25 protein-coding genes and 1 other RNA gene are annotated in these 23,502 nt (G+C 54.3%); 10 read left to right on the forward strand and 16 right to left on the reverse strand.

What is annotated here, in order from left to right; translation table 11 throughout:
• Window positions 1-26: 26 nt before the first annotated feature.
• Both IB226_RS18760 and ykgO read left to right on the forward strand, forming a co-directional pair.
• Complete coding sequence (locus tag IB226_RS18760; RefSeq protein WP_101762406.1) at window positions 27-284, forward strand: type B 50S ribosomal protein L31; 258 nt, start codon at window positions 27-29, stop codon at window positions 282-284.
• A 15-nt stretch (window positions 285-299) separates the two neighbouring features.
• Entirely contained in the window at window positions 300-440 is a 141-nt protein-coding gene (gene ykgO / locus IB226_RS18765) for a type B 50S ribosomal protein L36 (protein WP_008103894.1), read from the forward strand.
• A gap of 44 nt (window positions 441-484) precedes the next feature.
• Here the strand turns inward: ykgO and IB226_RS18770 are convergent, their stop codons facing one another.
• Genes IB226_RS18770 through IB226_RS18780 form a run of 3 tightly spaced genes read right to left on the reverse strand, consistent with a single transcriptional unit; the run spans window position 485 to window position 2,878 of the window.
• Entirely contained in the window at window positions 485-1,363 is an 879-nt protein-coding gene (locus IB226_RS18770) for a metal ABC transporter substrate-binding protein (RefSeq protein ID WP_110867733.1), read from the reverse strand.
• Window positions 1,364-1,385: 22 nt separating this feature from the next.
• Window positions 1,386-2,225 (reverse strand): metal ABC transporter permease, encoded by an 840-nt coding sequence (locus IB226_RS18775; protein ID WP_101762408.1) that lies wholly within the window; start codon window positions 2,223-2,225, stop codon window positions 1,386-1,388.
• A complete protein-coding gene (locus IB226_RS18780) occupies window positions 2,222-2,878 on the reverse strand; it encodes a metal ABC transporter ATP-binding protein (protein ID WP_192236700.1) in 657 nt (218 codons plus the stop codon). Before IB226_RS18780 ends, IB226_RS18775 begins: the two co-directional genes overlap by 4 nt.
• 340 nt (window positions 2,879-3,218) lie before the next feature.
• On the opposite strand from IB226_RS18780, the gene IB226_RS18785 reads away from it, so the two are divergent.
• The 3 genes from IB226_RS18785 to IB226_RS18795 all read left to right on the forward strand — a co-directional run bounded on the left by IB226_RS18785 (window position 3,219) and on the right by IB226_RS18795 (window position 4,340).
• Window positions 3,219-3,572 (forward strand): hypothetical protein, encoded by a 354-nt coding sequence (locus IB226_RS18785; protein ID WP_101762410.1) that lies wholly within the window; start codon window positions 3,219-3,221, stop codon window positions 3,570-3,572.
• Between the two features lie 147 nt (window positions 3,573-3,719).
• Entirely contained in the window at window positions 3,720-4,097 is a 378-nt protein-coding gene (gene tomB, locus IB226_RS18790; RefSeq protein ID WP_007886936.1) for an Hha toxicity modulator TomB, read from the forward strand.
• A 24-nt stretch (window positions 4,098-4,121) separates the two neighbouring features.
• Window positions 4,122-4,340, forward strand: coding sequence for an HHA domain-containing protein (locus IB226_RS18795; RefSeq protein WP_007886938.1), 219 nt, complete (start codon window positions 4,122-4,124; stop codon window positions 4,338-4,340).
• A gap of 129 nt (window positions 4,341-4,469) precedes the next feature.
• Here the strand turns inward: IB226_RS18795 and ffs are convergent.
• Window positions 4,470-4,566, reverse strand: an RNA gene (gene ffs, locus IB226_RS18800) — signal recognition particle sRNA small type.
• Window positions 4,567-4,743: 177 nt separating this feature from the next.
• Between ffs and IB226_RS18805 the strand changes: the two genes are divergently transcribed.
• On the forward strand, window positions 4,744-5,055 hold the full coding sequence (locus IB226_RS18805) for an MGMT family protein (RefSeq protein ID WP_008103902.1): 312 nt from the start codon (window positions 4,744-4,746) through the stop codon (window positions 5,053-5,055).
• Window positions 5,056-5,236: 181 nt separating this feature from the next.
• Here the strand turns inward: IB226_RS18805 and IB226_RS18810 are convergent, their stop codons facing one another.
• Window positions 5,237-5,794 (reverse strand): YbaY family lipoprotein, encoded by a 558-nt coding sequence (locus tag IB226_RS18810; protein ID WP_110867736.1) that lies wholly within the window; start codon window positions 5,792-5,794, stop codon window positions 5,237-5,239.
• Window positions 5,795-5,999: 205 nt separating this feature from the next.
• Here IB226_RS18810 and tesB point away from each other — a divergent pair, with 205 nt between their 5' ends.
• Complete coding sequence (tesB, locus tag IB226_RS18815; protein ID WP_192236701.1) at window positions 6,000-6,863, forward strand: acyl-CoA thioesterase II; 864 nt, start codon at window positions 6,000-6,002, stop codon at window positions 6,861-6,863.
• Window positions 6,864-6,934: 71 nt separating this feature from the next.
• On the opposite strand, the gene amtB is transcribed toward tesB, so the two are convergent.
• The 5 genes from amtB to IB226_RS18840 form a co-directional block, all read right to left on the reverse strand.
• The gene (gene amtB, locus IB226_RS18820) at window positions 6,935-8,224 is read right to left on the reverse strand and encodes an ammonium transporter AmtB (protein ID WP_101762414.1); all 1,290 of its coding nucleotides are present in this window, start codon (window positions 8,222-8,224) and stop codon (window positions 6,935-6,937) included.
• Window positions 8,225-8,257: 33 nt separating this feature from the next.
• A complete protein-coding gene (gene glnK, locus IB226_RS18825) occupies window positions 8,258-8,596 on the reverse strand; it encodes a P-II family nitrogen regulator (RefSeq protein ID WP_007886947.1) in 339 nt (112 codons plus the stop codon).
• Between the two features lie 259 nt (window positions 8,597-8,855).
• A complete protein-coding gene (locus IB226_RS18830) occupies window positions 8,856-10,631 on the reverse strand; it encodes a SmdB family multidrug efflux ABC transporter permease/ATP-binding protein (protein WP_192236702.1) in 1,776 nt (591 codons plus the stop codon).
• Window positions 10,624-12,393 carry a SmdA family multidrug ABC transporter permease/ATP-binding protein gene (locus IB226_RS18835; RefSeq protein ID WP_137385280.1) on the reverse strand — a complete coding sequence of 590 codons (1,770 nt, stop codon included), beginning with the start codon at window positions 12,391-12,393 and terminating at the stop codon, window positions 10,624-10,626. Before IB226_RS18835 ends, IB226_RS18830 begins: the two co-directional genes overlap by 8 nt.
• A 23-nt stretch (window positions 12,394-12,416) precedes the next feature.
• Entirely contained in the window at window positions 12,417-12,878 is a 462-nt protein-coding gene (locus IB226_RS18840; RefSeq protein WP_137385279.1) for an Lrp/AsnC family transcriptional regulator, read from the reverse strand.
• Between the two features lie 115 nt (window positions 12,879-12,993).
• On the opposite strand from IB226_RS18840, the gene IB226_RS18845 reads away from it, so the two are divergent.
• Complete coding sequence (locus tag IB226_RS18845) at window positions 12,994-14,028, forward strand: PLP-dependent cysteine synthase family protein (RefSeq protein WP_192236703.1); 1,035 nt, start codon at window positions 12,994-12,996, stop codon at window positions 14,026-14,028.
• Between the two features lie 34 nt (window positions 14,029-14,062).
• On the opposite strand, the gene cof is transcribed toward IB226_RS18845, so the two are convergent.
• Window positions 14,063-14,884, reverse strand: coding sequence for an HMP-PP phosphatase (gene cof, locus IB226_RS18850; protein ID WP_192236704.1), 822 nt, complete (start codon window positions 14,882-14,884; stop codon window positions 14,063-14,065).
• A gap of 93 nt (window positions 14,885-14,977) precedes the next feature.
• Between cof and IB226_RS18855 the strand changes: the two genes are divergently transcribed.
• A complete protein-coding gene (locus tag IB226_RS18855) occupies window positions 14,978-16,693 on the forward strand; it encodes an SgrR family transcriptional regulator (protein WP_192236705.1) in 1,716 nt (571 codons plus the stop codon).
• Window positions 16,694-16,719: 26 nt separating this feature from the next.
• Entirely contained in the window at window positions 16,720-17,415 is a 696-nt protein-coding gene (queC, locus tag IB226_RS18860; protein WP_101762419.1) for a 7-cyano-7-deazaguanine synthase QueC, read from the forward strand.
• Window positions 17,416-17,452: 37 nt separating this feature from the next.
• On the opposite strand, the gene IB226_RS18865 is transcribed toward queC, so the two are convergent.
• The 5 genes from IB226_RS18865 to lon form a co-directional block, all read right to left on the reverse strand.
• Window positions 17,453-17,860, reverse strand: coding sequence for a thioesterase family protein (locus IB226_RS18865; protein WP_101762420.1), 408 nt, complete (start codon window positions 17,858-17,860; stop codon window positions 17,453-17,455).
• Between the two features lie 102 nt (window positions 17,861-17,962).
• Window positions 17,963-18,286 carry a ComEA family DNA-binding protein gene (locus IB226_RS18870; protein WP_101762421.1) on the reverse strand — a complete coding sequence of 108 codons (324 nt, stop codon included), beginning with the start codon at window positions 18,284-18,286 and terminating at the stop codon, window positions 17,963-17,965.
• A gap of 140 nt (window positions 18,287-18,426) precedes the next feature.
• On the reverse strand, window positions 18,427-20,295 hold the full coding sequence (gene ppiD / locus IB226_RS18875; protein WP_192236706.1) for a peptidylprolyl isomerase: 1,869 nt from the start codon (window positions 20,293-20,295) through the stop codon (window positions 18,427-18,429).
• Window positions 20,296-20,532: 237 nt separating this feature from the next.
• A complete protein-coding gene (gene hupB, locus IB226_RS18880; protein WP_036648244.1) occupies window positions 20,533-20,805 on the reverse strand; it encodes a nucleoid-associated protein HU-beta in 273 nt (90 codons plus the stop codon).
• 213 nt (window positions 20,806-21,018) lie between these two features.
• A complete protein-coding gene (gene lon / locus IB226_RS18885; RefSeq protein ID WP_101762422.1) occupies window positions 21,019-23,373 on the reverse strand; it encodes an endopeptidase La in 2,355 nt (784 codons plus the stop codon).
• Between the last annotated feature and the right edge of the window lie 129 nt (window positions 23,374-23,502).

The following is a 23,502-nucleotide window of genomic DNA, read 5'->3' on the forward strand; positions in this document are numbered from 1 at the left end:
GTATAACATTACATAGCGAGGTTACTATGAAACCGAATATCCATCCTCTTTATCGCCCAGTGGTGTTCCACGACACCTCGGCCAACGAATACTTTAAAGTCGGCTCCACCATCAAAACCGAGCGCACCATTGAGTATGAAGGTGAAGTGCTGCCGTATGTCACGCTGGATGTCTCGTCAAAATCTCACGTGTTCTACACCGGTAAGCAGAAAGACTTTGCTAAAGAAGGCAGCACCGCGCGCTTCAACCAGCGTTTCGGCAGCTTCCTGTCGCGCAACAAGTAACGCTGGAGAGAACAGATGCAGGTATTGAGTTCATTGCGCTCTGCAAAGACGCGCCATAAGGATTGCAAAGTCGTGCGTCGTAAAGGTCGCATCTATGTGATTTGCAAAACTAACCCGCGCTTTAAGGCGGTTCAGGGAAGAAAGAAAAAAAGGTAGGAAAGTGTCGTGATAGTTGGCCGGGATGCTCCCCGGCCTTTTTTTTACTTCATGCTATGCAAAATGGCGTCAACATTGTGTTTGAACGCGGCGACATAGGTGGCTGCTGGGCCATTCGCTTCCGACAGCGCCTCAGGATAAAGTTCCCCGCCCGGCTGCGCGCCGGTTTCGCTGGCAATCTGTTTTACCAGTCGCGGATCGGTTTGATTCTCCATGAAGTAGGTTTTGATGTGCTCGGCCTTCAGTTGTTGGATGATCGAGGCCACGTCGCTGGCGCTGGCTTCCGCTTCGGTAGAGAAACCCACCGGCGCCAGGAAACTGACGCCATAGCGTTGGCCAAAGTAGCCAAAGGCATCATGGCTGGTCAGCACTTTACGCTTGCTCTTCGGCACTTCGGCAAAGGCATTTTTCGCCCAGCTATCCAGCTTCTGCAGCTGCTGAATGTAACTTTCACCGCTTTTACGAATATCCGCCGCATCTTCTGGATCGGCTTTGATCAGCGCATTCATCACATTAGTGGCGTAGATCACACCGTTTTGCATGCTGTTCCACGCGTGCGGATCGGTGACGCTTTTGCCGTCCTCTTCCATCTTGCGCGTGTTGACACCGTTCGATGCCACCACGATGGTGCCTTTATAGCCTGACGCGCTGATCAGGCGATCCATCCAGCCTTCCATGCCCAAACCGCTCACGAATACCACATCCGCCTTCGACAGCGCCTGGCTATCCTGCGGCGTCGGTTCGAAGGTGTGCGGATCGCCATTCGGCCCGACCAGCGATTTCACGTTAACGTGATCGCCACCAACCTGTTTAACGATATCCGCCAGCACGGTAAAGCTCGCCACAACATCAACGCTTTTCGCCAGCGACAGCGGGCTTGCCAGCATGGCGCCAATCGCCAGACTCAGCGGTAACTTTTTCATTCCTATCCCCTTATTGGTTTGGTTATCGACGGCGCAACAGGCCGCCACATGGTCCTGTCAAAACAGAAAGCAGAAACAGCACCGCAGCACTGAGCACCACCGCCGGTCCAGCCGGCAGCGAGAAATGCCACGAAAGAATCAGGCCGATAAATGCTGAGACGATCGCCAGCAGCATGGCGATGCCGAGCATGTAAGCCAGATGGCGGCTCCAGAAGCGTGCGCTGGTGGCCGGCAGCATCATCAATCCCACCGACATCAGCGTGCCCAGCACCTGAAAGCCCGCCACCAGATTGAGCACCACCAGCATCAGAAACAGACCGTGCACCAGCGGTGCGCTCCATTTGCCCTGAGCGCGCAGGAAATCGGGATCGAAGGCATCGATCACCAGCGGACGGAAGATCACTGCCAGCAGCAGCAAGGTCGTAGCCGCAATGCCGCCGACCAGCAGAATCGCCGCGTTATCCACCGCCAGCAGCGATCCAAATAACACGTGCAGCAGATCGACGCTGGAGCCGCGCAGCGACACCAGCGTGACGCCGAGTGCAAGAGAGCCGAGGTAAAAGCCGGAAAAGCTGGCATCCTCTTTGAGATGCGTATAACGGCTGACCGCTCCCGAGAGCAGCGCCACCGCCAATCCGGCAATCAGGCCGCCGATACCCATCGCCACCAGCGATAATCCCGATACCAGATAACCAATCGCCGCGCCGGGTAACACAGCATGTGATAAGGCATCGCCGACCAGACTCATGCGGCGCAGGGAAAGGAAAACGCCCAGCGGCGTGGCGCTGATCGCTAATGCAACGCAGGCCACCAGCGCACGGCGCATAAAACCAAATTCGATAAAGGGTTGAAGTAATGTCACGACGCTACCCTACGCAATGTTGGCGTTTGTGCGGAATCAGCGTCATCGAGCGATAACACATCCTGAAAATAGCGCGCCACCAGCGGACGATCGTGTAGCACGACTAATAACGTGGTGCCCGCCTGCTGCTGCTGTTCGAGGATCGACATCAGCAAGGTGACGGTTTGGCTATCAATGCCGTTGAAGGGTTCATCCAGCAGCCAGAGCTGGCTGCGCTGCAGCATTAAGCGCGCGAACAGCACGCGCTGCAGTTGCCCACCAGATAACGTCGATGGCTGCGCATCGGCGAACTCACGCATTTGTACCGCATCCAGCGCGGCATCGATTTCCAGGCGCAAGGCGCGATTGATACCACCAAACCAGCCGCAGCGTGGCCAGCAGCCCATCGCCACCAGTTCATAGGCAGTAAGAGGAAAGCGGGTTTCAAGTTCACTGCGTTGCGGTAACCAGCCCAGCGCTTTGCGTGGGATGTGCAATTCGCAGTTGCCGGAAATTGGCGGTAGTAAGCCGGCAATGGTTTTTAATAATGTCGATTTGCCGGTGCCGTTAGCGCCAATCAGCGCCGTCATGCTGCCTGTTGCCAGCTCACCGTTAACGACCGGCGTCACCGCACGGCCTTGATAACCGGCTTGTAAGCGGTTGAAATGTATCATTTCTGCATGCCCCAATATAAGGCCAGCGCTAGCAATGCAATCAGCATCAGCGCAACCAGCAAACGGCCGCCAAGGGAAAGAAGTAAACCGCTGTGATTCATACTCAACAACCAATAATGTTATAACATAACAATTATCATACCCGACTCATCCTCCATTGCGCCCAGGCAAAAGTGTTTCAAAAGTTGATCGATCATAAAGATAGCCGCGCTAATTCGCCGTTTCGCCATGATTGTGTTATGAAACCCATCACAACGATTACTCTTTCTGTTTATTAGCGACTTGCAATGTCACTCAATAAGCTCAATGATAGAAACATCATTCTTTTACTGGATACAAAATGCCGTCTATTATTCATTGTGATATTGCTGTGGATGAGGACGATTGCGAAAAGTTGGTTAGAATTATCCAGGGGAATATTCTCAAAATAGCCGAGGCATTAGCCGGTGATTTACAGTGGTATTCTCAAAACGCGCAATTAGTTCCCGATAGCTTCCAGATTATTTCTATTCAACCAACCGACAATAATCGATTTAAAATGCTTTACGATTTCAGCTGGAATTTATTTAATCCTTGCCTGGATTTAAATGAAACGTTTACGCGTCGTGAAGAAGTGTTGTTTCAGGTAAAGCCCGGCGCGCTGGTGTTTGACGTGATTGACAATGAGCGCCCCTCTCCTGCTGATGAATTGTAATATTTGGTAATTGAGGTGAGCAAAGCTAATGATTGTGGATTACATTTAAGGAGTCGCTGAATTCAATTTTATTCGATATCGCTTCCTGGTAGCTTTTCTTAATCTCGCCGCGCTGCGGTAACTGTGCTAGCTATGGAGGGGAAAAAGATGGACGAATACTCACCGAAACGGCATGATATTGCCCAGCTTAAATACCTGTGTGAGAACCTGTTCGACGAAAGTATGGCGACATTGACTGACAGCCATCATGGTTGGGTTAATGATCCTACTTCGGAAAGCAATTTACAGCTCAACGATTTGATTGAGCATATCGCTTCTTTCACGATGAATTACAAAATTAAGCACGTTGAAGATGAAGCCCTGATTACGCAAATCGATGAATATCTTGACGATACCTTTATGCTGTTCAGCAGCTATGGAATCAATACTCAGGATCTACAACGGTGGCAGCGTTCAGCAAAACGCTTATTTAATCTGTTTGCCGAAGAGTGCGCTTATCTCCAACAACCTAGCCATTCCTTTTAGCACCAGACTGAGACCGGTTTATTTATGAGCAACCAAGCCTTAACTAAAACAGATTATTTGATGCGACTGCGCCGCTGTCGCTCAATCGATACCCTTGAACGGGTTATCGAAAAAAACAAGTATGAATTACCTGATAATGAACTCGCGGTATTCTATTCGGCAGCCGATCATCGTCTGGCTGAACTGACAATGAATAAGCTTTACGATAAAGTACCGGTTTCTGTCTGGAAGTTCGTCCGCTAAGTTTTTCCCCTAACAGCCGATCTGCACCATCATCGTTTTGATCAAGGATTGAATCACCGGCAAAGGATTGCCAGATTTCTCTGTGCGTAAAATTCTGTGGAGTATGAGGCGGGTACAAATTGGTGGGGGCCCTGCCAGCTACATCCCGGCACACGCGTCGCCTGCTGCGGCTGCTTCCTTCCGGATCTGACCGAGTTCACAAGTTAGCATTGCGGGAGAACCAACAGGGCCCCCATTGACAAGCCCTCATTTCGAGAGCGCAGGCATTATCAAGTATGCCCCCGGCAATTGCAAGCGCAGGCCCGACAACCGTTGGTTTCTTGCACAAGCACACATCAATGCGCTGATGTCTACCCTTCTGCATGCTAAAGTTTGCCCTTTCCAGATAAAAATAGGTGCGCATATGAGCGACCAAAACAATTTTTCTGAGCGCGTCTGGCAGATCATCGCGGCCATTCCGCCAGGAAAGGTCACTACTTACGGGGATGTTGCGCAATTAGCGGGTTCGCCGCGCGCGGCACGCCAGGTGGGTGGCGTATTACGCCGTTTGCCGGAAGGCAGTAAATTACCCTGGTTTCGCGTTATCAATCGCCATGGCCGCATTTCACTGCAGGGTGACGACTTGTTTCGTCAGCGCGATGCGCTGGAAGCGGAAGGGATTGAAGTTAGCGATGCTGGGGAGATCGAGTTAGAGAAATATCGGTGGGAGATTTAGCGGTGCGATATGTCGCGCACAAGCCTGCAGCCAATCGCACTGAACGTCGCACGCTGGAAAGCATCGTTGTGGAGTAAAGCGTCACACACCATGGATGGCGTGTGACGAGCGTTCTGGGACGAGACAGCGACTTTACGGAACAACGATGCTTTCCGGCGCTCTCCCGTCCCATCAATCGAAATTACAGACTTGTCGGTGCCGGCACCGAAGCAGATGGCGTCACCTGCGTAGGTGAAGTCGAAGGCACTGTTGTTGCTGCTCCCGGCTGGGTTTGCATCGCGACGTTGGTCACTGGCACCAACAGCAGTTCGGCTTTTGTGCCGCCCTGATTAATCACCGGTTTCACCGTATCGGTGATAAACGCCAGCTTGCCATCAATCGAAATCGCCGCACTCAACAGAATGCGCGCGTTCGGCTGGATGTCAGCCGGGTTAAACGGCAAGACAAACTGGAACGGCGACTGTTTCCCTTCAGTACGCACCACGCGCTGCGACAGCACTTTTGAAGGCGCGTCGGCCAGCGATGCATCTGATAGCGTAACGGTCAGCACAGAATCCGGCGGCAGCGCAATGCGCTGGCGGATATACACCGAACCACTGACATTAGGCTGCGCAATCGCGGCCTGCTGCCCCGCTACCGCTGAGCCGAGTGTGGGTGTGGCTACCGGCTTGCTGTGGTCCGCACAACCGGTAATCGCCGCAGCCAGGGTCATACCGCTAATAACTTGCCAGAGTTTCATCGATGTCGTCTCCTTATGAACACTATGATTGTCGGCGGTAAATTTATTGCTTAGCTTTTCAGCCGCCGAATGACCTTAATTCTGGCACAAATATCGGCATTGCGCCTAAACCCTCCGCCAGCCCGCTGAAATCGCGGCAAAATCATTGACGGAAACTGGTCGGATCTTTCACACTGACGCGATAAGTCACGCTGAGGAATCCGCTATGAGCCAGGCACTGCACAACCTGCTTAATTTATTAAATCTGGAAAAACTGGAAGAAGGCCTGTTTCGTGGTCAGAGCGAAGATCTGGGCTTGCGCCAGGTGTTTGGTGGCCAGGTAGTCGGCCAGGCGCTGTATGCCGCGAAACAAACGGTGCCGGAAGAGCGCATCATTCACTCCTTCCACAGCTACTTTCTGCGTCCGGGCGATAGCCAAAAAGCCATCATTTATGATGTCGAAACGCTGCGTGACGGCAAAAGCTTCAGCGCACGCCGCGTTAGCGCGGTACAGAATGGTCAGCCGATCTTCTACATGACGGCTTCGTTCCAGGCACCTGAAAGCGGCTTCGAGCATCAGAATGAAATGCCGCAGGTGCCGGGCCCGGATAATCTACCATCGGAACAGGATTTGGCGAAGAAACTGGCCGCGCATCTGCCACTCAAGCTGAAAGAAAAATTCCTCGCCGAGCGTCCGCTGGATATTCGTCCGGTGCAAATTCATAACCCGCTGAAAGGCCACGTCGATGAGCCGCTGCGTCAGGTGTGGATTCGTGCCAACGGCGAGTTACCGGCCGATCGTCGTATCCATCAATACCTGCTGGGCTATGCCTCGGATCTCAACTTCCTGCCGGTGGCGCTGCAGCCGCACGGTAAAGGCTTCCTCGAAGCCGATATGCAAGTTGCAACCATCGATCACTCAATGTGGTTCCATCGTCCGTTCGACTTGTCTGAATGGCTGCTGTACAGCGTAGTGAGCACTTCCGCCTCGGGCGCGCGCGGTTTTGTGCGGGGTGAGTTTTATACCCAGAATGGCCGACTGGTGGCGACCACGGTGCAGGAAGGCGTGATGCGCCAACGCGACGCATAAAAAAAGGGGCGATAGAATCGCCCCTCTGTTTTTTTATAATTTTAGCGCACTGCTCTTCTTTAGCCCGGCGGTTACTGGTTGTAAGCGTTCTCGCCGTGGCTGTTTACATCCAGACCTTCACGTTCCTGATCTTCCGGAACACGCAGTCCAACAATCATATCCGCCAGTTTGAAGCCGATGAAGGCTACAACTGCAGTCCAGACGATGGTCACACCCACGCTGAACAGCTGAATCCAAACCTGATGGCCCATGGTCACGCCTTCTGCGTAGCCTACGCCGCCCAGTGAAGAGGACGCGAACACGCCGGTCAGGATACAACCAAGGATGCCACACACGCCGTGCACACCGAACACATCACATGGGTCATCAACGCGCAGCCATTTCTTCAGGGTTGTTACGCCCCACAGACCGGCTAAACCACCCGCCAGACCTATAATCAGCGCGCCGCCGACACCGACATAACCACAAGCAGGGGTAATCGCCACCAGACCGGCGATGAAGCCCGAGCAGGCGCCAAGCAGAGAAGGTTTACCGCGTACCGCCCACTCGCCAAACACCCACGACAGCACCGCACCCGCTGTAGCCACCACGGTATTCAGGAACGCCAGCGCAGCGATTTCGTTAGCTGAGGAAGCAGAACCAGCGTTGAAGCCGAACCAGCCCACATACAGAATCGCGGTACCGAGGAACACCATCGGCAGGTTGTGTGGTTTGAAGGCCTCTTTGCCGAAACCAGCACGTTTGCCCACCAGATAAGCCCCCACCAGGCCTGCAACGGCGGCGTTGATGTGAACCACGGTGCCGCCCGCGAAGTCGAGCGCGCCATCTTGCGCCAGCAAGCCACCAGCCCATACCATGTGTGCGATTGGCAGATAAGCCAGCGTCAGCCATACCACCACGAAGATCAATACCGCAGAGAAGCGAATACGTTCAGCCAGCGCACCAACAATCAGGCCGACGGTGATACAGGCGAAGGAAGCCTGGAACGCGATGTGAATGTACTGATAGAAGCTGCCCATCAGCGCTTTCAGCTCAATATTTTTCAGCATTGCCCACTGGAAGCTACCGAAGAAGGCGTTGCCTTCACTGAACGCCAGTGAGTAGCCGTAAATTACCCACAGCACGCAAACCAGTGAGAAGGTCACCGCAACCTGCGTCAGCATCGACAGCACGTTCTTGCCGCGAATCAAACCGCCGTAGAACAGCGCAATGCCGGGAATCGACATAAACAGTACCAAGGCGGTACAGATCATCATAAAGGCGTTATCGGCTTTATCCGCTACTGCAGGGGCGGCCGCCATCGCCAGAGAAGGTAACAGCGCAAGGCTGGTGAGGCCCAACTTCGTTATCAGTTTATTCATTTCTTTCCATCCCATCACAATTCAGAGCCCCAGTTACAGTGCTGCTTCGTCGGTCTCGCCGGTACGAATACGAATGACGCGCTGCAGTTCTGCGACGAAAATCTTGCCGTCGCCAATTTTGCCGGTATACGCGGCTTTGCTGATGACATCGACCACTTCATCAAGCTGGTCGTCCGCAATAGCGATATCAATTTTTACTTTTGGCAGGAAGTTAACGCTGTACTCGGCACCGCGATAAAGCTCTGCGTGACCTTTCTGGCGACCGAAACCTTTAACCTCGGTAACTGTCAGTCCCTGAATGCCAATAGAGGATAAGGCTTCACGCACGTCCTCCAGCTTAAATGGTTTGATTACCACGGTAACCAGCTTCATACGTTCCCCTCCGGATAAGAAATTGAGTGAGTCTTTGCGGACACGTAGGGATACAAGCAAAGGCTGTGCCATAAATAAAAAAAGGGGAATGTCAGTAGCATAGGCGCGCTGCATCACGCTTCGTTATGTGAAGCACAGCGCAAATCGCGGGGTAAGAAGAGGAAAGGTGTTGCAATATTGCACTTCTTTGGTGCTTCAAGCCTCAAAGAAGTGCATCAATACAGAACATTCCGATAAAACTGTGCAAAAAAGGTGCAATTCACCCTTCAGCTTGTACGGGGATGCCCGCCGCGAGTTCATCGCCGGCCTGCTGCAGCTGATACATTTGCCAGTAACGGCCCTGCTCGGCCAGCAGCTCAGCATGCGTACCGCGTTCAACCACCTGACCGCGATGCAGCACTAAAATCTGATCGGCTTCGGTAATGGTGGAAAGGCGATGCGCAATCACCACCAGCGTGCTGTGCTGGCGTAGTGCACGTAACGCCTGCTGAATCGCCTGTTCCGTGCCGGAATCGATATTGGCCGTGGCTTCGTCGAGGATCAGGATTTGTGGCAATGACACCAGCACGCGCGCCAGCGCCAGCAGCTGTTTCTGCCCAACCGACAGATTATTGCCCTGCTCGCCTAAACGCGTATGGATGCCGTCCGCCATGCTGCGCGCCAGCGGTGCCAGCTGCACCGTCTCTAGCGCCTGCCACACCTGATCTTCCGGGATATCGCGCCCCAAACGCACGTTGGCCAGCAGCGAATCCGCCAGCACCACCGGATCCTGTTGCACCATCGCAACGCTTTGACGTAAAGCGGCGTGCGACAGCTGCGGCAGCGGGCGACCATCCAGTTCGATACTGCCGCGTGTCACCGGGTAATAGCCCATCAGCAGATTCGCCAGCGTACTTTTCCCGCTGCCGGTGTGCCCCACCAGCGCAACAAAATGACGCGCCGGCACTTCGAGATTGATGTGGCTGAGCACATCGCGATTATCGCGATAGGCAAAGCTCACATCACGCAGCGAGATGCTACCGGAGGCTAGCGGCAGACTATCGCTGCCATAACCTTGCTGCTCCGCATCCATCAGTCCAAAGATACGCTCGCCGGACACCACCGCCTGTTGCAGCATCGACTGCTGCGTGGTGAGTTCAATCAGCGGTTCATTGAGGCGGCCAAGATAGGTAATAAAGGCATACAGCACACCGACTTCAAACACGCCCGGCGTGGCGAAGCTGAACAGCATCAGCAAACCGCACAGAATCATCGCCGAAAACAGACTCAACAACGGGCGCAACAAAAAGCCATCCAGCCGCAGCGTTTCCATACGTGCCAGATAGTGTGAACGGCTGGCTTCGCCCATGCGTTCACCAAAGCGCGCCTGCTGGCGGAACTGCTGGATCACGCTCATGCCGTTGATCACTTCATTGAAGCCGTTGTTGATGTCCGCCAGATAGCTGCGCACGCGACGCGCAATCGGCGTGCTAAAGCGCTGATAAATCAGCATCACCGTTAGCACCAGCGGGAAAATCACGATCGCTACCAACGCCATGCGCCAGTCGAGGGAGAACATCGCCACCAGCATCGCGCCAATCAACGCGGCGGCGCGCAAAACTGTGGCCACCACGGTAACGTAGAGATCTTTGATCACTTCGGTGTCGTTGGTGACGCGCGAGATGATTTGGCCGACCGGCTGCGTATCGAAGGCGCTGAGCGGCTGGCGCAACGCCGCGTTCATCACGTCCACGCGCAATTGCTGCACCACGCCAATCGCCGCGCGGTTAAACAGCAACGCCTGAAAATAGTGCAAACCGGCGGCCAGCAATTGCAGTAGGACAAAGCCCACCAGCAGCCCCGCGACGATGCCCCACGGCATCTGATGTTTCGCCACCAGATTATCGATGAAGTAGCTTACCAGCACCGGTCCGGTGACTTCGGCTGCCGCCGCAATCCACAGCATGCCGACCGCCAGCCACAGCGATTTACGCCACGGTTTGCCATACGCCAGCAGTCGTTTCAGCGTCGGCCATAAACGTTGTGATTTAGCCACGGCTTGCTCCTTCTGCCACTTCATCGTCATCCAGTGCGGCTTCCAGCTGCTGATAACGGTACATATCGCGATACCAACCCTCTTTGCCCGCCAGAGTTTCATGATCGCCACGCTGCGCCACGGCACCCTGCTGCAGCACCAGAATTTCACTCGCTTCAGTGAGCGCCGACAAACGATGCGCGCTGATAATCAAGGTACGCCCTTTGCCCCACTGACGCAGATTATGCAGGATGTCATGTTCAGTGCGGCCATCAACCGCCGATAGCGCGTCATCCAGAATCAGGATTTCGGCATTCAGCAGCAGCGCGCGTGCAATCGCGATGCGCTGCTTCTGTCCGCCCGATAACATCACGCCGCGTTCGCCCACTTCGGTCTCATAACCTTGTGGCAGGCGCAGAATATCATCGTGCACGCAGGCCATGGTTGCCACACGTTCCAGCTCTTGCTGCGTCGCATTCGGGCGACCCAGCGCCAGATTGGCGGCAATGGTGTCAGAGAACAGGAAAGGCGTCTGGCTGACGACCGCCAGCCGGCTGCGCCAGCTATCGAGCCGCAACTGCGGCAGCGGCGTATTATGGTAGCGAATATCGCCTTGATCGATGTCGAAGTGGCGCTGAATCAAGCTTAGGAGCGTGCTCTTGCCGCAGCCGGTTGGCCCACATAATCCCAGCATTTGGCCCGGTTTTAACTGGAAATTAAGATGGCTCAGCACCGGGCCAGAACTGGCCGGATAGCGGAACTCACGAATGGCAACCTGCAGGATGCCAGGTTCGGGCGGTAAAACTTTCTGACCATCTTCAACCGCTGGCGCTTCCGCCAGTAATGAACGGATACGGCTCCACGCCGCACTGCCGCGCTCAACGATGTTGATCATCCACGCCAGCGCCAGCATGGGCCAAATCATCAGGCCGAGGTACATTACAAAGCTGGTGAGCTGCCCAAGCGTCAAACTGCCGTTCCACACCATCCAGCCGCCACCGGCAATTGCCAGTAGGTTAGAGAAGCCGACGGCGATATAAATGATCGGATCGAATCGCGCATCCACGCGCGCCACATGCAGGTTTTTCTTGCCGGTATCAGCAGCGATGCCGGCAAACTGCTGCGACTGGTGATCTTCGAGACCAAATGCTTTGATCATACGGATGCTGGTCAGGCTTTCCTGGGTTTGATCGTTCAGGCTTGAAAACGCCGCCTGCGCCACTTTGAAACGTTGATGCAAGCGGGCACCGTCTTTCTGGATGGCGAAAGCCATAATTGGCATCGGGATCAGCGCCAATAACGTCAGTTGCCAGCTAATTTGGGTGCTCATCACAATCAGCACCACCAATCCCATCACCAGCGAATCCACCAGCGTCAGCACGCCTTCACCGGCGGCAAACACCACGCGATCCACATCATTGGTGGCGCGGGCGATCAGATCGCCAGTGCGATGGCGCAGATAAAATGCCGGATGCTGGCGGCTGAGCTGGCGATAAAAATCTTCACGTAGCTCAACGGCTAATTGATAGGATGCGCCAAACAGCAGCACGCGCCAGACGTAGCGCAGCAGATAGACAATCACCGCCGTCACCAGCATCACGCCGATCCACATAAAGATCTGCCCGGCGCTTAAATTATGCTGGGTGACGCCGTCGACAATTACGCCAACCACGTGCGGTGGCAGCAATTGCAGTAAGGCAATAACGATCAGCAAGCTGACGGCGCCCAGATATCGCCGCCACTCGCGCAGGAAATACCAACTTAACTGGCTGAATAATTGCACAAGCGTGTCTCTTTCTGTGCCCGTTAGGGCGCTACCGGCAAGGCGGTGGTGTATTTAATCTCTTCCATGGCAAAACTGGAGGTCACATCTATCAGTCCCGGTACGCCGTTCACCAGGCGCTTATAAAAGCTGTCGTAACTCTTCATGTCCGCGACCTGAATGCGCAGCAAATAATCGTATTCGCCCGCCATGCGGTAAAACGCCATCACTTCCGGCATTTGCTGCACCACGGCGACAAATTGCTTAAACCACTCGCTGCTGTGCTGCTGAGTTTTGACAAACATAAAAGCGGTAAGTGACAGACCGATTTTTTCGCCGTCCACCAGCGCCACACGCGCACGAATAATGCCATCATCTTCCAGTTTTTTCAGGCGTTTCCAGCACGGCGTGGTGGTGAGATTCACCGCATCGGCCAACGTCTGCAGCGACAATGTGCAATCCTGCTGCAGCATTGCCAGCAAAGCGCGGTCAGTTTTATCTAACATTTGCCACTCCCGGAGAAAAATTTTCTCTAAGCGCACCATTATACCGCGATTAAAGCAACCTCTTTTTCCTGCCAGTGCCTTACACTGTGCGCAATAATGATTACGGAAATGCCACATGCAAACGCCCTGGGTTCGCCACGCCATCAATGAAATTAACGCAGATTTTCAGCGCTCTGCGGATACGCATCTGATCCGCTTTAAGCTGGATGATTTTCCCGGCATTCACTTCTATCTCAAGGATGAAAGCACGCATCCCAGCGGCAGCTTAAAACATCGTTTGGCGCGTTCCCTGTTTCTCTATGGCCTGGCGAATGGCTGGATCCACGAAAATACGCCGATCATTGAAGCCTCATCCGGCAGTACTGCAGTATCGGAAGCTTACTTCGCGCGTTTGCTCGGTTTGCCCTTTATCGCTGTGATGCCCGCCAGCACCGCGAAACGCAAAATCGAGATGATTGGTTTTTACGGTGGCGAGTGCCATTTCGTCGCCGATCCCTGCCAGCTGTACAGCGAATCCGAGCGTTTAGCACGTGAACTCAACGGCCACTTTATGGACCAGTTCACCTACGCAGAACGTGCCACTGATTGGCGCGGCAACAACAACATCGCCGAAAGCATTTTCCGCCAGATGTCACACGAACCCTTCCCGGTGCCGCATACGGTGATCATGAGCGCCGGTACCGGCGGCACCTCGGCAACGCTGGGCCGCTATATCCGCTATCAGGGCCATGACACGCGCCTGCTGGTGGTCGATCCGCAGCATTCAGTGTTCTTTGATTACTGGCAGAGCCGCGACAAAACGCTGCGCAGCGAACGCGGCAGCCTGATTGAAGGCATTGGTCGTCCGCGCGTGGAACCGTCGTTTTTACCCGACGTGATTGATGAGATGATGAAAGTGCCGGATGGCGCGACTATCGCCGCAATGCTGCAGCTGGAAAAGGTGCTGGGACGTCGCCCTGGCGCTTCAACCGGTACCAACTTCTGGGGCATGATGCAGGTGGCAAAACGCATGCGGGAAAAGGGTGAGCAGGGTTCTCTGGTGACGTTGCTGTGTGACAGCGGTGAGCGCTATCCCGACACCTATTACAATGCGCAGTGGGTAGAGCAGAATATCGGCGACATTGCGCCGTGGGTTCATGAGCTGCAATAAAAAACCGGACATCCTGTCCGGTTCACTGTAAGCCTCAGCATTCGGGGGAATAATCGAGGTGTGGTGTGGTCATCCAGTGATTAAGGTAGTGAGACACCGCCTGTGTCTCGCAATGTCCGATAATCGGTAAATGGGGCAACGACGCTTTCAGTTGATGCATGGCGTTGCCCATAATGAAACCGCTGCCAACACGTTCCAGCATTTCGCGATCGTTCATGGCATCGCCAAACGCCATACAATCCGCCAGCGACAGCGAAAGATGCTGGCACAAACGTCCCAATGCCGCGCCTTTATGGCAATCGACCGGCAACACCTCCAGACAATCCCACGCAGAGAAGCAAATGTTGGCCCGCTCGCCCAACGCGGCCTGCAATTCGCTTTTTAACGCCTGCAACATTTCATGTGGCGCAATAAAACAGATTTTCGTGACTTCATGCGCCGACATCTGACGCAAATCGCGCAGCTGATAATGGAAGCCACTCATCGCATGCGCTTCCAGCACGCCGAGCAGCGGCTTATCGGTAAACCAGCCCTCATCGTTGAAAACATGAATCGAGGCCGGCGTTTGCCAATGCGTATGAATCACCTCTTCCGCCACCGATGGCGATAAATCGCAGCCGTAAAGTTGGTTGCCTTCCAAATCGTGAATGCGCGTGCCGTTGCCGGTAATCAGCCACGCAGGCAAGGTGATTTGTTCGCGTACTCGCTGCATATCCATGAGATGACGCCCGGTGGCAAACGCCAACGTGACGCCGCGTTGATGCAACGCATGCAGGCTTGCCAGCGTTTCATTACCTAACCGGTGCGAAGGCAGCAACAGCGTGCCGTCCATATCAAATGCCGCGAGGCGAGCCATGCGAATTCTCCTGTCTGAGTGAGGCAGGTACTATCGCCTGGTAATTACGGAACTAATAGTGAATACTTTTTAAAAACTGTTCCGGGTTTAGCTATGCGTGAACTTCATCGGGTCAATCAATTTCAGCGCCTGTGGCAACTCAGCCACGGCGAAACTCAACGCCTCAGCGTCGCCGCGATGGCGCAACACTGCTTTTGCAGCGAGCGCCATCTGCGCACGCTGCTGCGTCAGTGGCAGGATGCCGGCTGGCTGCAGTGGCGCGGTGAATCCGGGCGTGGCAAACAGGGTGAGCTAACTTTCCTGGTGTCGCCGGAACAGCTGCGCCAGCAGTTGTTAACGCAGCAACTCGACGCCGGCGAGGCGGTACAGGCGCTGCAGGTGCTCGATCTGCATCCCGAGCGATTAGTAAAATTGCTGCGACCACTGATGGGCGGTCAGTGGCAGAAGCAATCGCCGGTGCTGCGCATTCCTTACTACCGCGCGATGGAGCCGTTGCGTCCGCTGCAGCTGACCGGACGTGCCGAGCAACATCTGGCGCGCCAGGTTTTCTCCGGGTTAACGCGCTTTCGCGATAACGATGTTGAAGGCGATCTCGCTCACCATTGGCAGCATGATGCCAGCGGCCGTGACTGGTATTTCTGGCTGCGCCCACAGCTCAGCTGGCACAACGATGAACCGGTGCAGGCGGCACAGTTGGTTGAGCAACTGCAACAGATCAGGCATTCGCCACGCGGTGCGCGGCTGCTGGCGGCGATTGAACAGATTGAAGCGCCGCATCCGCTAGCGATACATATTCAACTGCGTGAAAGCGATTACTGGCTGCCGCAGCGGCTGGCGCACCAGTTCTGTCTGTTACCGCATCCTGAATTCGCCGATATCGGTAGCGGGCCGTGGAAACTCACGCATTTCACCGCTGAGATGGTGCGGCTGGAGAGCCATGCGCGCTGGCATTTGCAGCGCCCGCTGATCCAGCGGATGGAATACTGGATCACACCGCAGCTGTTTGATCGTGATCTCGGCACCAGCTGCAGCCATCCGGTGCAAATCGCCATTGGCGATCCTGACGAACTCGGCTCGCTACGTCCGGTTGATCGCAGTATCAGCCTGGGATTTTGCTATCTGGCGCCACGCATCTCGGCGAACTTCAGTGCCGAACAGGCCCAATCGCTGATTGCCCTGATTCAGCGCAGCGGTGTGATTCAGCAACTGCCGCTGGATGAGGGTTTAATCACACCGAGCCATGAGCTGCTTCCTGGCTGGCCGGTACCGCGCGCCGAAAGAGAGACGATTGCACTGCCGCCCACATTAACGCTGCATTACCACTTGCCGGTCGAACTGCATGTGATGGCACAGGCGTTAATTCCACTGCTGGCGCAACACGGCTGCGCCCTCACCTGCATCTTCCATGACGTAAAAAGCTGGCGTGACGATAGCGATCTCAGTGAGGCCGATGTGGTGATGGGCGATCGACTGATTGGCGATGCACCACTGTTTACGCTGGTGAACTGGCTGGAGAACGATCCGGTCTGGCAGCCGCTACGCGAACAGGTTCTGCAAACGCCACTGAGCGCGATTGCCCAACAACCTGATGCACTGCAGCGCAGTGAATTGACTCAGCAACTGTTTCAGCAGCTGATGTGCGATGGCCACTTACTGCCGCTGTTTAACTATCGCTATCAGGTTTTTGCGCCGCCCGGCGTGGAGGGCATCCAGCTTAATAGTTTGGGATGGTTTGATTTCACCCGCGCCTGGATTCCGCCGCCAACCACAGCTAGCGCTGTTCAGCCTGCGTCCGAGCCAGTACCATAAGCGCACTGATTTTTGGGGAAGAAAAAATGAAACGAGCCGTTGTGGTATTCAGTGGCGGACAAGACTCCACCACCTGTTTAATTCAGGCGCTGCAACACTATGATGAAGTGCATTGCGTTACTTTTGATTACGGCCAACGCCATCGTGAAGAGATCGAGGTTGCGGCTGAGCTGTCGCACAAGCTGGGCGCGCGCGCACACAAAGTGCTGGACGTTACGCTGCTCAACGAGTTAGCCGTCAGCAGCCTGACGCGCGACAACATTCCGGTGCCGACCTATGATCCCAATGCCAGCGGTTTGCCGAGTACCTTTGTACCGGGCCGCAATATCCTGTTCCTGACGCTGGCATCGATTTATGCCTATCAGGTCGAAGCCGAAGCGGTGATCACCGGCGTGTGCGAAACCGATTTCTCCGGCTACCCGGATTGCCGTGATGAGTTTGTTAAAGCACTGAATAACGCCGTCAGCCTCGGCATGGCGCGCAATATTCGCTTTGAGACGCCGCTGATGTGGCTGAATAAAGCGGAAACCTGGGCGCTGGCCGATTACTGGCAGCAGCTGCCGCTGGTACGCGCTGAAACGCTTACCTGCTACAACGGCGTAAAAGGTGATGGCTGTGGCGAATGCGCGGCCTGTCATTTACGCGCCCGTGGCCTGGCAGATTATCAGGCGAACGCGCCGGCGGTGATGGCAGCGATGAAACAAAAAAGCGGCCTCAACTGATTCAGGCCGCAGGGTAAACTGGCGTCATCGGCGCCAGTTATTCATTTTCCACCATCAATGACATCAGACGCTCGCGCAACTCCCCTTCCATCGGCACCGCTTTTTGCGTGCGCAAATCGATACAGACAAAGGTCAGCGCGGCATCGGCCACCACCGAATTATCACTGGCCAGCAAGACACGCTGCGCAATGATGCCACTTTTACCGCTGAGCTGTGACACTTCACTTTCAATATTCAATACGTCGCCCAATACCGCCGGACGACGATAGTTGATGTTGATATTCACCACCACAAACGCCAGTTGCTGCTCCATCAGCCAATGAAACGCATCGACATCCTCCAGCCACTGCCAGCGCGCCTCTTCCAGAAATTCCAGATAGCGCGCGTTATTCACGTGCTGATAAACATCCAGATGATAACCGCGCACTTTAATTGTGGTTTGCATTGTTGCTCCTTGTTCAGGCTGAGAATGACAACTGGTAAGACCTGTTGAGCATAGCACAGCCTGAATCCGGGCTTTTTCAATCCTTCAAAGTCGCGAGACGCTTCACAGTTTAAGCCGGGCGCTGTTGCGCTCAATCAGGGCGCTACCAATGCCCGGCACCTCCTTGAGCTGTTCAATGGCGGTAAAGGGCCCGTATTGTTCGCGATAACTGACAATCGCCTGCGCCTTCTTCAGCCCGATACCGTTCATACCAGCCGCCAGTTGTTCGGCAGTGGCTGAATTGATGCTGACCTGTCCTTCCTGTGGCGTGGAGACTTGCGTCGCCTGCGTTTCACTGGGACTTTCGGCAGCCGCCAGTCCGGTGGTATAAACTGCGCCGCCCAGCGCCAGCGTAATGCATAGGGCTTGAAACGTTGATTTAACCATGCTGTGTTTCTCCTTGTGTTTGACAGCAACAGCAGGGTGTCACAGCTCAATTCAACGCTCAAAAGGGCAATTATAGAAATGGAAAAGGCCGCATAAGCGGCCTTTCGGGTATTGCAGTGATTTAACTTTTTTTGTGAGGCTTACTGGTTTTGTGCTGCGGCGCCGTACTTAATCTTCGCCTCTTTACGCAGGTTTTCCAGCAGCGCTTCAAAGGCGATTTGCGCGTTATTCTGCGTTACGCCTTTTACCATCTCATCGATCTGCGCCTGCGGCATATTGCCCGCGCTGACTTTATCCAGCGCGATCAGCACCACATTGCCCTGCATATCTTCGCTCACGCCCCACGACGGTTTATTGTCGGCAGGTTGTGGCAGATTGAAGGCTGACTGAGCAACAGGATCCTGCGCGTTGCGATCGAACGATTTGCTGGCGCTGAGCGTCAGGCCTGCAGCCTTCAGTGCATCCGCTTTACCGGCTTTCAAATCGGCCAGCAGCTTATCTGCTTGTGCTTTCGCCTGCTGCGTCGCTTTATCATGCTTCAGCGAGTCTACGATCTGTGCTTTTACCTGATCCAGCGGCTTCACCGCTTCCGGTTTGTGCTCGCTGATACGCAGGACATAGGCACGATCGCCATCCACAGAGATGATGTCGGAGTTGTTACCCGGCGCACCATTCTGGCCTACCAGACCACCGTTGAAGATCGCCTGTTTAACCTGATCGAAATTCAACTCGTCTGGCAGGTTATCGCGGGTGATCCAATTGGTTTCTACCACTTTCAAGCCGGAAGCCTGCGCGGCGCCCGCCAACGATTCGTTGTCGTTGCTGGCTGCTTCGCTGACTTTCTGCTGAATTTTGTAGAAGGCATCAACCGCTTTCTCTTGTTTTACTTTATCGGCAACGATGTCATGAACATCGGCCAGCGGCTTAACCTGCTCCGGCTGGATATCATCCAGACGCACCACCAGGAAGCCAACCGACGATTTGATAGCGCCGGAAAGCTGGCCTTTCTGCGTCAGATTGGCGTTTTTCAACTCGTCTGGCGTAGTGCTCGGCTCCAGCCAACCCATGTCACCGCCTTTGCGGGCTGAGATTGGGTCGATGGATTTGCTTTTTGCCAGCGCAGCGAAATCTTCGCCTTTCTTCAGCGCGTCAACCACGGCGTTAGCGTCAGATTCCGTCCTGGTCTGGATCACGCTGTAGCGATTACGCTGTGGCTGTGAATAATCCGCTTTATGTTGATCGTACCAGCTTTGAATGTCCGCTTCGCTGGCCGTTTCCTGCATGCTAGCGGCATCCATTTTGATGTAGCTTACGCGGAACTGTTCAGGCGCCATGAAGCTATTCTGATGCTGCTGGTAATATTGGCTGACTTCGTCGTCGCTGACCGTCTGCTTAGCCGCCAGCGCGTTGACATCAATCACCGCCTGACGCACTTCACGCTGCTGAGACACCAGATCCACCAGCTTGCTGGTTTCGCCTTTTAGCATGAAATCGGTGTTAGCAATTGCGTTAATCAGCTGCTGCGTCGCAAGCTGCTTGCGCAGCGCTTCGGCATACTGATCGGCAGTGAAGCCCATGCTGGTGATCAGGCCGCTGTATTTGGCGTTGTCGAATTTACCGTTGGTCTGGAAAGCTTTCTGATTGAAGATCGCCTGTTTCACCTGATCATCGCTGATGCCGATGTGCAGATCTTTGATGTACTGATCAAGTAACGCCTGATCGATCAACTGCGACAGCGCCTGCTGGCGCATCTGCTGCATGTAGCCTTCGTTGCTGGCTAACTGCGAGAACTGATCGCCCAGCATCTGCTGCTGACGATTGCGCTCGTTGTTATAACCCTGCTCCAGCTCTGCACGGCTGATCTCGTGGCCGTTAACTTTGGCAGCATAATCACCGCCGCCACCGATCAGGTAGTTGCCCACCCCGGTGAGTACGAAAGACAGGATGATCAATCCCAGAATAATCTTGAGCACGACATGATTCGACGCCGCGCGTAAATTGTCCATCATGGTATGACAACACTCCGCTGTAGTGTGAATGTAAAGCTCTAACACGATGTCATCATCGTGCAACTGCTGTTCAGGCTGGCAGTTGGCAACCATGCGGAGACAACAACCAAAGGCTATCGCCGCGCATCAAGAATAAAAAAGGCACATCAAAAATGATGTGCCCGTATGTTACATGAGAACGGCTTTTGCGTCCTCAATCCACGGAAGAAAATGCTTCAATGGATGTATCAGCGGTCATTAATTGACGGAATCTTTCAGTGCTTTACCAGCACGGAAGCCCGGAACTTTACCAGCCGGAATGGTGAGCTCTTTACCCGTTTGTGGGTTACGGCCTGTACGAGCTGCACGCTCACGTACAGAGAAAGTACCGAAACCAACCAGTGCTACTTCATCACCGCCCTTCAGAGCTTCGGTAACGGAGTCCATGAATGCATCTAAAACACGTCCCGCTGCCGCTTTAGAAATGTCAGCATCTGCAGCAATTTTGTCGATCAACTGTGACTTATTCACTCTCTTCATCCCCTCTTTTATTATTCACATCGCACCCGTGCTTCCCGCCCGGTGCGAACGCGCAGCCAGTTATATCAAGCCTGTGGAGCTGAAACAACGGTATTCATCTTAATCGTTGATCCAGCAGCCCACTAAGTTAGCGGCACAAAAAAAAGCTGGCAAGCACCATTTTGCCTGCCAGCTTCGCTTTTTAGCGGTTTATGCCGCTAATCACTATTTTGCGGTCGCAACCTGCATGCCGTAAGGCGCATTTTCCAGTGCCAGGTTCAGCACTTCTTCAATACGCTTCACCGGATGAATCTCGAGATCGGCAATCACGTTCTGGGGAATATCCTCCAGATCGCGCTTGTTTTCGTCCGGGATCAGCACGGTTTTGATGCCGCCACGGTGTGCCGCCAGCAACTTCTCTTTCAGGCCACCAATCGGCAGAACCAGACCACGCAGGGTGATTTCACCGGTCATTGCGACATCAGAACGCACCGGGTTACCGGTTAAGCATGACACCAGCGCGGTGCACATGGCGATACCGGCGCTCGGGCCATCTTTCGGTGTCGCACCTTCTGGTACGTGCACGTGGATGTCGCGTTTCTCGTAGAAATCACCGTTGATGCCCAGTTTCTCTGCACGCGCGCGCACCACAGTCAGCGCGGCCTGAATCGATTCCTGCATCACTTCGCCCAGCGAACCGGTGTACGTCAGCTTGCCTTTACCTGGTACGCAGGCGGTTTCAATGGTCAGCAGATCGCCGCCCACTTCCGTCCACGCCAGACCGGTCACCTGACCCACACGGCTTTCGCTCTCTGCGCGACCATAATCAAAGCGCTGCACGCCAAGGAAATCCTTGAGATTATCGCCATTGATCACGATGTGCTTTTTCGACTTATCCATCAGCAGCGCCTTCACTGCTTTACGGCACAGCTTGGAGAGTTCGCGCTCCAGACTACGCACGCCCGCTTCACGCGTGTAGTAGCGGATGATGCCAACAATCGCGCTGTCGTCGACGGTGATCTCTTTCTCTTTCAGCGCATTACGTTCAATCTGCTTCGGCAGCAAATGTTGCTTCGCGATGTTCAGCTTTTCATCTTCGGTGTAACCGGAGAGACGAATCACTTCCATACGGTCAAGCAACGGTGCTGGGATGTTCATGGAGTTTGAGGTCGCCACGAACATAACGTCAGAGAGATCGTAATCCACTTCCAGATAGTGATCGTTAAACGCGATGTTCTGCTCAGGATCCAGCACCTCAAGCAGCGCTGAAGCCGGATCGCCACGCATGTCAGAAGACATTTTGTCGATCTCATCCAGCAGGAACAGCGGGTTTTTGACGCCCACTTTCGCCATTTTCTGGATCAGCTTGCCAGGCATAGAACCGATGTAGGTACGACGATGTCCGCGGATTTCCGCTTCATCACGCACGCCACCCAGCGCCATACGCACGTATTTACGTCCGGTGGCCTTAGCAATCGACTGTCCCAGCGAGGTTTTACCCACGCCCGGCGGTCCAACGAGGCAGAGAATTGGGCCTTTGATTTTGCTAACGCGACTCTGCACCGCAAGATACTCAAGGATGCGATCTTTGACGCGCTCCAGACCGTAATGGTCGATATCCAGCGTTTCCTGCGCTTTACGCAGGTCTTTTTTCACCTTGCTGCGCGCCACCCACGGAACCTGAACCATCCAGTCGATGTAGCCACGCACCACGGTCGCTTCTGCAGACATCGGCGACATCATCTTCAGCTTCTGCAGCTCAGCTTCGGCTTTTTCACGCGCTTCGGTCGGCATTTTGGCCGCTTCAATCTTACGTTTCAGCGCCTCGTACTCATCCGGCGCATCATCCATTTCGCCCAGCTCTTTCTGAATGGCTTTCATTTGCTCATTCAGGTAGTACTCACGCTGGCTTTTTTCCATCTGCTTTTTAACGCGGTTGCGAATACGCTTCTCAACCTGCAGCAGATCGATTTCTGATTCCATCATCGCCATCAGATATTCCAGACGTTCATTGACGTCGGACATCTCCAGCACGGACTGTTTATCAGCCAGTTTCAGCGGCATATGCGCTGCGACGGTATCGGCCAGACGGGCCGCATCGTCGATGCTGTTGAGGGAGGTTAAGACCTCAGGTGGGATTTTTTTATTGAGCTTGATGTAGCCTTCGAACTGGTTGATGGCCGTGCGCACCAGCACTTCCTGCTCGCGCTCTTCAATTTCTGGCGAGACAAGGTATTCGGCCTGGGCAACAAAATGGTCGCCATTATCAGCCAGCGTGGTGATGTGCGCGCGCTGTAAACCTTCGACCAGCACTTTTACCGTGCCGTCTGGAAGTTTCAGCATCTGCAATACAGAAGCGACGGTCCCTACTGAGAAGAGATCGTTAATGCCAGGTTCATCCGTTGAAGCCTCTTTCTGTGCAACCAGCATGATCTTTTTATCATGATCCATCGCGGCTTCGAGGCACCGAATCGATTTTTCCCGGCCAACAAACAACGGAATTACCATGTGCGGATAAACCACCACGTCGCGCAACGGCAACACGGGGATTTCAATGCGTTCAGAACGCTCAGGATTCATAGAGCTCTCTCTTAGTTTAATGTCCGCCAGGTGATGGGTACCGCGCAATAGAGGTTTTGCAGTTAAACCCACAGGATATTGAGTATATGGGGATGCTTGTACGACATTCAATGTCACTGGCGAGAGAAA

The sequence above is a fragment of the Pantoea sp. PNT03 genome, from assembly GCF_014852515.1.
Taxonomy (GTDB): Bacteria; Pseudomonadota; Gammaproteobacteria; order Enterobacterales; family Enterobacteriaceae; genus Pantoea; species Pantoea leporis.

Excerpts from the sequence above, each read along its gene's own strand:
- IB226_RS18760 (WP_101762406.1), top strand. The coding sequence starts at position 27 with ATGAAACCGAATATCCATCCTCTTTATCGCCCAGTGGTGTTCCACGAC.
- ykgO (WP_008103894.1), top strand. The coding sequence starts at position 300 with ATGCAGGTATTGAGTTCATTGCGCTCTGCAAAGACGCGCCATAAGGAT.
- IB226_RS18770 (WP_110867733.1), bottom strand. The coding sequence starts at position 1,363 with ATGAAAAAGTTACCGCTGAGTCTGGCGATTGGCGCCATGCTGGCAAGC.
- IB226_RS18780 (WP_192236700.1), bottom strand. The coding sequence starts at position 2,878 with ATGATACATTTCAACCGCTTACAAGCCGGTTATCAAGGCCGTGCGGTG.
- IB226_RS18785 (WP_101762410.1), top strand. The coding sequence starts at position 3,219 with ATGCCGTCTATTATTCATTGTGATATTGCTGTGGATGAGGACGATTGC.
- tomB (WP_007886936.1), top strand. The coding sequence starts at position 3,720 with ATGGACGAATACTCACCGAAACGGCATGATATTGCCCAGCTTAAATAC.
- IB226_RS18795 (WP_007886938.1), top strand. The coding sequence starts at position 4,122 with ATGAGCAACCAAGCCTTAACTAAAACAGATTATTTGATGCGACTGCGC.
- IB226_RS18805 (WP_008103902.1), top strand. The coding sequence starts at position 4,744 with ATGAGCGACCAAAACAATTTTTCTGAGCGCGTCTGGCAGATCATCGCG.
- IB226_RS18810 (WP_110867736.1), bottom strand. The coding sequence starts at position 5,794 with ATGAAACTCTGGCAAGTTATTAGCGGTATGACCCTGGCTGCGGCGATT.
- tesB (WP_192236701.1), top strand. The coding sequence starts at position 6,000 with ATGAGCCAGGCACTGCACAACCTGCTTAATTTATTAAATCTGGAAAAA.
- amtB (WP_101762414.1), bottom strand. The coding sequence starts at position 8,224 with ATGAATAAACTGATAACGAAGTTGGGCCTCACCAGCCTTGCGCTGTTA.
- glnK (WP_007886947.1), bottom strand. The coding sequence starts at position 8,596 with ATGAAGCTGGTTACCGTGGTAATCAAACCATTTAAGCTGGAGGACGTG.
- IB226_RS18840 (WP_137385279.1), bottom strand. The coding sequence starts at position 12,878 with ATGTTAGATAAAACTGACCGCGCTTTGCTGGCAATGCTGCAGCAGGAT.
- IB226_RS18845 (WP_192236703.1), top strand. The coding sequence starts at position 12,994 with ATGCAAACGCCCTGGGTTCGCCACGCCATCAATGAAATTAACGCAGAT.
- cof (WP_192236704.1), bottom strand. The coding sequence starts at position 14,884 with ATGGCTCGCCTCGCGGCATTTGATATGGACGGCACGCTGTTGCTGCCT.
- IB226_RS18855 (WP_192236705.1), top strand. The coding sequence starts at position 14,978 with ATGCGTGAACTTCATCGGGTCAATCAATTTCAGCGCCTGTGGCAACTC.
- queC (WP_101762419.1), top strand. The coding sequence starts at position 16,720 with ATGAAACGAGCCGTTGTGGTATTCAGTGGCGGACAAGACTCCACCACC.
- IB226_RS18865 (WP_101762420.1), bottom strand. The coding sequence starts at position 17,860 with ATGCAAACCACAATTAAAGTGCGCGGTTATCATCTGGATGTTTATCAG.
- IB226_RS18870 (WP_101762421.1), bottom strand. The coding sequence starts at position 18,286 with ATGGTTAAATCAACGTTTCAAGCCCTATGCATTACGCTGGCGCTGGGC.
- ppiD (WP_192236706.1), bottom strand. The coding sequence starts at position 20,295 with ATGATGGACAATTTACGCGCGGCGTCGAATCATGTCGTGCTCAAGATT.
- lon (WP_101762422.1), bottom strand. The coding sequence starts at position 23,373 with ATGAATCCTGAGCGTTCTGAACGCATTGAAATCCCCGTGTTGCCGTTG.